Consider the following 8,886-nt stretch of genomic DNA (forward strand, 5'->3'; position numbering starts at 1 on the left):
TGCTTTGTACTCAACAAAAAACTTGGTAATCCGCCTCTTCAGTTTGATTTGCTTATTTCAAGTTGAGAGTGGGGTTATCTTAGGTTTTTTGAGCCAGTACTGATAATAAATTACCTACTTTATCTAAGCATTCTTGGTATTCAGCATCACAATCGGATGCGACCGTAATACCACCACCTGCCCACAGGTTGATGTGTCTTTCTTTATTAAGGCTGTTATCTGACGAAGCATTGACTTGCAATGTACGAATGAGCACGTTCCATTGACCACTACCATCAAAGTTCATATAACCCATAGTGCCGCAATAAGCACCGCGTGGCGTAGACTCCAGTTCAGCAATGATCTCAACGGCGCGTTTTTTTGGTGTGCCAGTGATAGAGCCAGCAGGCAGACTACCAAACAATACAGCCAATGGATGAGTATCAGTTTTTAGCTCAGCAGTAATAGTACTAACCATATGATGCACATTGCTAAAGCTCTCAATCGCAAATAACTGTGGTACTTTTACACTGCCAATTTTGGCGTATTTGCCCAAATCATTGCGCAGTAAATCCACAATCATGACATTTTCGGCGCGGTCTTTTTCGCTATTGACCAGTTGCTGCTTATACATCTCATCTTGCTCGTCAGTAGTACCTCGCGGCATCGTTCCCTTGATAGGCTTTGTGCGAATAGAGTGTTTGCCAGTGTCGACCTCTCTAGTGAATGTGAAAAACAACTCAGGTGAGCAGCTTAGCAATTCAAAATGATTGCTGTCTGCGTTAAAGCTGTTGCTTCTATTTAGATAATCACCATCATTGCCCTTAACGCTCACATATCCTGCAAAAGGCGCTTTTGTATTGCGATATAGCGCAGGCAAATAGTCAATAAGCGAAAAGGCTGATTGAACATCGTTATTTTTACACGCTAAACTGCCAGACCATTTCTGTGTCAGGTTTATCTGATAGCAGTCACCTTGTTGTAGATAGTCTTGTGTGCGATTAAATGCTTGTTGATAATCAAGCTTACTCCATCGCGGACTTAAAACTAGGGGAGTGATGCTTGATGCATCTTTAAACTGTGGTTTATTGAGATATTTATCAGACAGTTTTCGATCCAGTTCGTCTAGGTAAGAGGTAAGAGTCGTTATAAAATTATCGTTTGTCTGATGACCAATACTCTCAGAAGTGTCATCGTTAGTTAGATGAGTCTTTAACGCCCAACCTGTATCAGTATGTGCCGTAGGTGTTAGATAAATATCATAATGTCCCAACGAAGCACACGGCTGCATTGCCAATTCAATCCTATCGGCAGGGCTTAGCTCATGGGCCGCAATATCATAACCAATAAAACCGATTAGCCCATGATAATAACTGGGTTTCGGTCTTTCTTCGTTATTGATATATGACGTGTCGTGATTGGCTTTTTGAGTATTGCTATAAGCGATTAGTTCCTCTTGCCATTCTAGATAGCTCATATAAGCTGTCGTGCCAGCATAACTATTGTTATCGCTATTTACATCAATATCGCGACGCACGCCAGTACTGCGACAACTCTTAATCACCTTATAAATATTGGGTGAACTATTAAGAGCTTGCTCATCATTGGGATAGACAGACCAGCTGACTTTTGGGAGTAAACCGATCACGGGTCGACCATCATTATTAAGCCAAACAAGTTGCCAGTTTGCTTTAATATCTTGGTCGAGCAAGTGACGCTGTAGCTGCGGCATCAGCTCTGCAGCAGACAAATCACCAAAACGCCAGCTAGGTTTGCTAGCTGGCGATGGCGCAGAATCTGTCTGCTCAGTTGTATTGTGATTTGATACAAGCATGGGTTAAGCGTCAAACTTTTTGATAATTAGCGTAGCGTTAGTACCACCAAAGCCAAAGCTATTACTCATCAAGGTTTCAAGATTTGCTTCACGCATTTCGGTGACAATATCGAAACCTTCAGCAGCAGGGTCCAAGTTATCAACATTGATACTTGGAGCGATAAAGCCGTCCTGTAGCATCAGTAGACAATAAATCAGCTCTTGTGCACCAACAGCACCCAAGCTATGACCTGTCATTGATTTGGTTGAGCTGATAGCAGGTACTTTACTGATGTCATTATCAAATACTTTAGCAATCGCTTTAAGCTCAGTAATATCGCCTAACGGTGTACTAGTACCATGGCTGTTGATGTAATCGACACTTTCTAGACCCGCTTCGGCCAAGGCTTGTTGCATACAGCGAACTGCACCTTCACCGCTTGGCGCAACCATTTCTGCACCATCAGAGCTGGCACCATAGCCAACGATTTCAGCCAAAATATTAGCGCCGCGTGCTTGAGCATGCTCCAGACTCTCTACAACCACCATTGCACCACCAGCAGCAATCACAAAACCGTCACGGTCTTTGTCATAGGCTCTTGAGGCAAGTTTTGGTGTGTCGTTATACTGAGTACTAACTGCGCCCATGGCATCAAACATACAAGACTGTGTCCAATGCTCAGCTTCACTACCACCAGCCAATATCACATCGGCTTTACCCAATTGGATAAGCTCAGCAGCATGACCGATACAGTGTGTCGAAGTCGCACAAGCAGAGGCGAGCGAGTAGGAGACGCCTTGGATTTTGAGGCCGGTTGCTAAAGCAGCTGATACTGAGCTGCCCATTGTCTTTGGTACTGCCATTGCGCCGACACCGCGTAGACCTTTTTCGCGCATAGCATCGATAGCATTGACGATATTTTCTGTTGATGCGCCGCCCGAACTTGCCACTACACCCACTCGTGGGTTGTTATTGATAGTATCAAGTGACAGGCCAGAGTGCTCAATCGCATTTAGCGCACTAACATAAGCATAAAGACTGGCGTCACTAAAGAACCGTTTCAGCTTACGATCGATACCACTGGTATCCAGTTCTGATTGATTGATACTACCGCTCACGTGTGATTTAAACTCGTGCTCAGCATAAGAATCGTTAAATGTGATGCCAGACTGACCTTCTTTAAGGGCAGTGGTGACAGTATCTAAATCATGTCCAATACAAGAGACAATCCCTGCTCCAGTAATAACGACGCGGCGCATATGCTATTCCTTATAAGTAACGACTTGCTAGCAGTTGGTTGCAATAATCGTGGTAAATCTATATATGATGTTTAACTATGGGTTAATTCGAGCATTATAATGAAAAAATAGTCTATGTAGATAACGATAGCATGGATTTAGGTAACTAAATTCTGTTAACGGTCTATCAGAGGCAATATAAATTCAGTGTACAATTATGCTCTCAGTTATGGCACATGATAACGTATCAAGCACTGGAAATCTTTGGACAAGTGTAAAATAACGACAAAATAACACTTATGACTGAGTTTTGAGTAAAGAGATGAGAAGCTAAGACTAGCTACTGACTATGGACGGAATTATACTTTAGATACAAAATTTGTGATTCTAATAACATTGTTCGCACTGACACAAGTTACGATAACTGGCTAAAATAATAGATTCATTAATTATTAATAATTAACTATCATATTAAAATACAACTATATTAAAAACCAACTCATCATATTAAGGACATCACGATGGCAAAGCGTAGTACTCTTTCTAAAAGCATCAATACCATTGGCTCTTTTACTCGAAACAACCTAGAGCGTGTAGGGGCTATGATTGACAGCGTAAACGCTAAAACCAGCAAACCGCGTCAATATAAAGCCGTCGACCTAGGCGATGAAGACTACCAACAAGACTTGTTTCGTGAGCAAACGTTGAAGGCGACGCAGCAACTTTTAGGACCACGTTTTGCTACTTATGGTAAATACGCCAAGAAAGTCGTGCCGAATAGCTTTTTTCAATCGACAGTTGATGGTGCATTTGCCCAAGTGGCCAACCTCGCTGCCAACTGGAGTCAACTTGACTTACCTAATGAGCATCGCTTTGCCAATATTGCCACTTTAGATGACGAAGAGCGTTATGCGCTAGCTACTGATATTGCTAATCAAAACCGCGCGCTTGCAATGATGGGTGGTTTGACAGGTTTAGCAGGTCTACCAGGTTTGCTCGCTGATACATTATGGCTATTACTGGTTTCATTACGTACGGTTTATCAGATTGCTGCTGTATACAATAAGCCGCTGACAGGTAAGCAAGGCGTCAAGATGGCGTACGAACTACTATCAAACGCTGATTTGAGCAAGATGCAAGAAAAACAAGCGCTACTAGCTGGTCTAGGTATTGGTAAAGGTTTGCTCGATAATGCTCAGAGCAATGGACTGCATAGTGAACTTAAAAATCTCGGTCTGAAAAATAAAAATGTAAATTTCTATGCTGAGCAAATAGACAAAGTCGCCAGTCAAGTAGGTATTGATTTAGATCAGATTAATTTATCATGGGTTCGTCGTTTTATTCCTGTTACCGCAGTAGCGATCGGCATGCATTATAATAGCCAGTTGATTGATGAAGTGATTGGTGTTGCTCAAGCGACCTTTGCGCCAGAAGCAAAACTGGCCAATCGTGCCATTACTGATGACAGCAGCAGTGAGGCTAAAGTAGAAAAGGCTAATACTGATGAGGCGAAAAAAGACACAGAGCCCAAAGAAAAAAGCAGTGATCCAGAAAAAGTTACTGATAAGGAAGAAACTAGCAGTAAAAAAGACGCAGACAAGCAAACGTCTGATAAAAAAGCCAAGTAATAAAGATATTATTTGCTAGTTGGGCTATATATTTATAAGTACAGCGGTATTTATCTTAGTTTGATTGAGCAACATGACTTGAAAATTAGGATAAATACCACCACTTAGTTACTATCAAGTACCATTTCAATGTTAAACATCTTTTCTTAATGATGCTTGAGCTCACTTTGTTTACTTTATTTATTACGCTATTTTTCGGCGAAAAAACGATAAAGTGATACAATGAGAGGCTGAATGCATATCTATCAAATGTTGTAAAGCGAAACCATTCATAAGTGGTTGAAATAGCAGCAACAACTCTTTATAATACACTGTCCTAAAAATGGGTGCCCCGAAATCTGCAATTATTGTCAGATAGATGGTGCATTGGCCCATTTTTTTGTTTTATACCAAACGGGAGAAGGATGCCTTATGGCAACAACTAACCAATTGATTCGTAAAGGTCGCAAAACCATCAAGGAAAAGTCAAAAGTTCCTGCGTTGGAAGCGTGCCCACAGCGTCGCGGTGTATGTACTCGTGTATATACTACCACGCCAAAAAAACCTAACTCTGCCATGCGTAAAGTATGTCGTGTACGTTTGACTTCAGGCTATGAAGTATCAAGTTACATCGGCGGCGAAGGTCATAACCTACAAGAGCACAGTGTTGTTCTAATCCGTGGTGGTCGTGTAAAAGATCTACCAGGTGTACGTTATCACACTGTTCGCGGTGCATTAGATTGCGCAGGCGTTAAAGACCGTAAGCAAGGTCGCTCTAAGTACGGTGCTAAGAAGCCTAAAGTTTAATAACTAAACGTTATTAGATAAGCTTTTTGCACTACCCAATAACTGTGCATGGGTTTGGTGTCAGTAGTAATATCGCTTTTATATAAATATATATCTGTGATTTGCTCTTAAAACATACCACCATGCAGTAAGGCTAACTGATAACTCACTGCTATATCCTAATGATAAGTAGTCGATGTTGTGAATGTTAGACACTCCTGAAGATAAGGAAATTTATTATGCCAAGACGTCGCGTCGTTGCTGCCCGTGAGATCCTACCGGATCCTAAGTTTGGTAGCCAAACTGTTGCAAAATTCATCAACCATGTAATGAGTGATGGTAAAAAATCTACTGCTGAGCGTATCGTTTACGGTGCACTTGAGACAGTAAGTGAGAAGCGTAAAGTTGAAGATCCAGTATCTTTCTTCGAAGAAGTGCTAGAAAATGTACGCCCAATGGTAGAAGTAAAAGCTCGCCGCGTTGGCGGTGCAACCTATCAAGTACCAATGGAAGTACGCCCCTCCCGTCGTACTGCATTGGCTATGCGTTGGTTAGCTGAAGCTGCTGCTAAGCGTTCTGAAAAATCAATGGCTTTGCGTTTAGCTGGCGAATTGAATGATGCTGCTGATGGCAAAGGCGCTGCTATGAAAAAGCGTGACGAAGTTCACCGCATGGCAGATGCTAACAAAGCATTCTCTCATTACCGTTTCTAAGCTACTTTTTAATAGTAGCTTGAGATTAGAGGCTCATGCCATTTAATCTTACATTGCTGTTTATTCTATTGATTGCCGCCATCATCATTCGGTCATATATAAATGTTATTTATTGATGACTGAGGTGGCGGACATCTATCCAGATGTCTCTCTGAACAAATACAGTTTTTGCTGGAGAGCATCCCAAATTTGATGCCGCACTATTCTTAGTATTTGCTCTTTTTTTGTCCGTATTAGGCTCAATAATCAGTAAGTAATATTACGAAGCTGAACGCTTTGTCATAGAGTATGAGGTAGAGACACAATACATTATTATATACACGACTTTTCCTAGGAAAACACTATGGCTCGTAAAACTCCCCTAAAACGCTATCGCAATATTGGTATCTCAGCGCACATCGATGCTGGTAAGACAACCACTACAGAGCGTGTTTTATTCTATACCGGTGTTAGCCACAAAATTGGCGAAGTACATGATGGCGCAGCCACTATGGACTGGATGGAGCAAGAACAAGAGCGTGGTATCACTATTACCTCAGCGGCAACAACTTGTTTTTGGTCAGGTATGGCTAAACAGTTTGACGAACACCGTATCAACATCATCGATACCCCAGGTCACGTTGACTTCACGATCGAAGTTGAACGTTCTATGCGTGTACTCGATGGCGCTTGCATGGTTTACTGTGCAGTAGGCGGCGTTCAGCCACAGTCTGAGACCGTATGGCGTCAGGCGAACAAATATAAAGTACCACGTCTTGCATTTGTAAACAAAATGGATCGTGTTGGTGCTGATTTCTATCGTGTTATCGAACAGATCAAAACTCGCTTAGGCGGTAACCCTGTACCATTGGTTATCCCAATCGGTAAAGAAGATGACTTCGAAGGCGTTGTTGATCTAGTGACCATGAAAGCTATCTATTGGGACGAAGCGTCTCAAGGTATGCAGTATGATGAGCGCGAAATCCCAACTGAACTACAAGAAAAAGCAGCAGAATACCGCGAGCATCTTGTAGAAAACGCTGCTGAAGCAAACGAAGAGTTGATGAACGAATACCTAGAAAACGGTGAGTTGACTGTAGAACAAATTCACGGTGCTATTCGTCAGTTAACTATCGATAACGAAATCATCCCGCTTCTTTGTGGTACTGCCTTTAAGAACAAAGGTGTACAGAAGATGCTAGATGCCGTTATTCAGTATCTACCTGCACCAATCGACGTACCTGCTATTAAAGGTATTCTTGATGACAAAGACGAAAGCGAAGGCAGCCGTGAAGCATCAGATGAAGCACCTTTCTCAGCACTAGCGTTCAAAATCATGAATGACAAATTCGTTGGTAACTTAACCTTCGTACGTGTTTATTCTGGTGTAATGAAGCAGGGTAGCAGTGTTTATAACCCAGTTAAGATGAAGCGTGAGCGTGTTGGCCGTATCGTACAGATGATGGCAAACTCTCAAGAAGAGCTTGCAGAAATTCGTACTGGTGATATCGCAGCTCTAGTCGGCATGAAAGATGTGACTACTGGTGATACGCTATGTGATGAAGACAACGTGATCACTCTTGAGCGTATGGAATTCCCAGATCCAGTTATCTCTCTAGCTGTTGAGCCAAAGACCAAAGCTGACCAAGAAAAAATGTCAATCGCTCTTGGCCGTTTGGCAAAAGAAGATCCATCGTTCCGTGTACACACTGACGAAGAATCTGGTCAGACAATCATCAGTGGTATGGGTGAGCTACATCTAGAGATTCTTGTTGACCGTATGAAGCGTGAATTCAACGTTGAAGCAAACATCGGTGCACCTCAGGTTGCTTATCGTGAGACGATTCGTAACACTGTTGAACAAGAAGGCAAATTCGTACGTCAAACAGGTGGTCGTGGTAAGTTTGGTCACGTATGGTTACGTCTTGAGCCACTTGATCCAGCTGGCGACACTGAATATGAATTCGCTGAAGAAGTTGTTGGTGGTACTGTACCAAAAGAATTCCACGGTGCTGTTGATAAAGGTATCCAAGAGCGCATGAAAAACGGCGTACTTGCAGGCTACCCAGTAGTTGGCGTAAAAGCGACCTTGTATGATGGTTCTTATCATGACGTTGACTCTGATGAATTGTCATTTAAGATGGCTGGTTCTATGGCCTTCAGAAAAGGTTTCTTAGCAGCTGATCCAGCGCTACTTGAGCCAGTAATGAAAGTAGAAGTTGAAACACCTGAAGACTACATGGGCGACATCATGGGCGATCTTAACCGTCGTCGTGGTTTGGTACAGGGTATGGAAGATCTACCTGGCGGTACTAAACAGATTCGTGCTGAAGTACCATTAGCGGAAATGTTTGGTTATGCCACTCAAATGCGCTCTATGTCACAAGGCCGTGCAACTTACTCAATGGAATTCCAAAAGTACGCTGAAATTCCAAAATCAGTTGCTGCTGAAATCATCTCTAAGTTCAACTCTAAAGATGATGACGAGTAAATAAAACTTACTGAAAGTGACAATATAGAGTATGTCTGTGTATTGTCACTAAAGAATACGCCAATAACTTGTTAAAAGACTTGTTATTGGCCGCGATTTTCTTATAATATCTGCACATTAGTATGTGCAACCTTTTAACAATTATCTTAATGTGGTCAAAATCGTCTTAATAATCATATTTATATGAGTTAAGTCTTGAACCCCAAAAAAAGAGGAAATACCCATGGCAAAGGCCAAGTTTGAACGTAACAAGCCACACGTCAACGTCGGTACAATCGG

At 42.1% G+C, this 8,886-nt stretch carries 6 protein-coding genes; 4 read left to right on the forward strand and 2 right to left on the reverse strand.

What is annotated here, in order from left to right; genetic code table 11:
• Positions 1-79 precede the first annotated feature (79 nt).
• Entirely contained in the window at positions 80-1,813 is a 1,734-nt protein-coding gene (locus I3249_RS12645) for an anthranilate synthase component I family protein (RefSeq protein WP_238070191.1), read from the reverse strand.
• Positions 1,814-1,816: 3 nt separating this feature from the next.
• Positions 1,817-3,052: a beta-ketoacyl-ACP synthase II gene (locus tag I3249_RS12650; protein ID WP_102093985.1), complete on the reverse strand. Its 1,236-nt coding sequence runs from the start codon at positions 3,050-3,052 to the stop codon at positions 1,817-1,819.
• A gap of 500 nt (positions 3,053-3,552) precedes the next feature.
• Between I3249_RS12650 and I3249_RS12655 the strand changes: the two genes are divergently transcribed.
• The 4 genes from I3249_RS12655 to fusA all read left to right on the forward strand — a co-directional run bounded on the left by I3249_RS12655 (position 3,553) and on the right by fusA (position 8,607).
• On the forward strand, positions 3,553-4,659 hold the full coding sequence (locus I3249_RS12655; protein WP_238070192.1) for an EcsC family protein: 1,107 nt from the start codon (positions 3,553-3,555) through the stop codon (positions 4,657-4,659).
• Positions 4,660-5,070: 411 nt separating this feature from the next.
• Entirely contained in the window at positions 5,071-5,445 is a 375-nt protein-coding gene (rpsL, locus tag I3249_RS12660) for a 30S ribosomal protein S12 (RefSeq protein WP_011281154.1), read from the forward strand.
• Between the two features lie 218 nt (positions 5,446-5,663).
• Entirely contained in the window at positions 5,664-6,137 is a 474-nt protein-coding gene (rpsG, locus tag I3249_RS12665) for a 30S ribosomal protein S7 (protein ID WP_057761735.1), read from the forward strand.
• Between the two features lie 343 nt (positions 6,138-6,480).
• Complete coding sequence (gene fusA / locus I3249_RS12670) at positions 6,481-8,607, forward strand: elongation factor G (RefSeq protein ID WP_101205359.1); 2,127 nt, start codon at positions 6,481-6,483, stop codon at positions 8,605-8,607.
• Positions 8,608-8,886 lie beyond the last annotated feature (279 nt).

Source organism: Psychrobacter sp. Ps1 (genome assembly GCF_022129425.1).
Lineage (GTDB): Bacteria > Pseudomonadota > Gammaproteobacteria > Pseudomonadales > Moraxellaceae > Psychrobacter.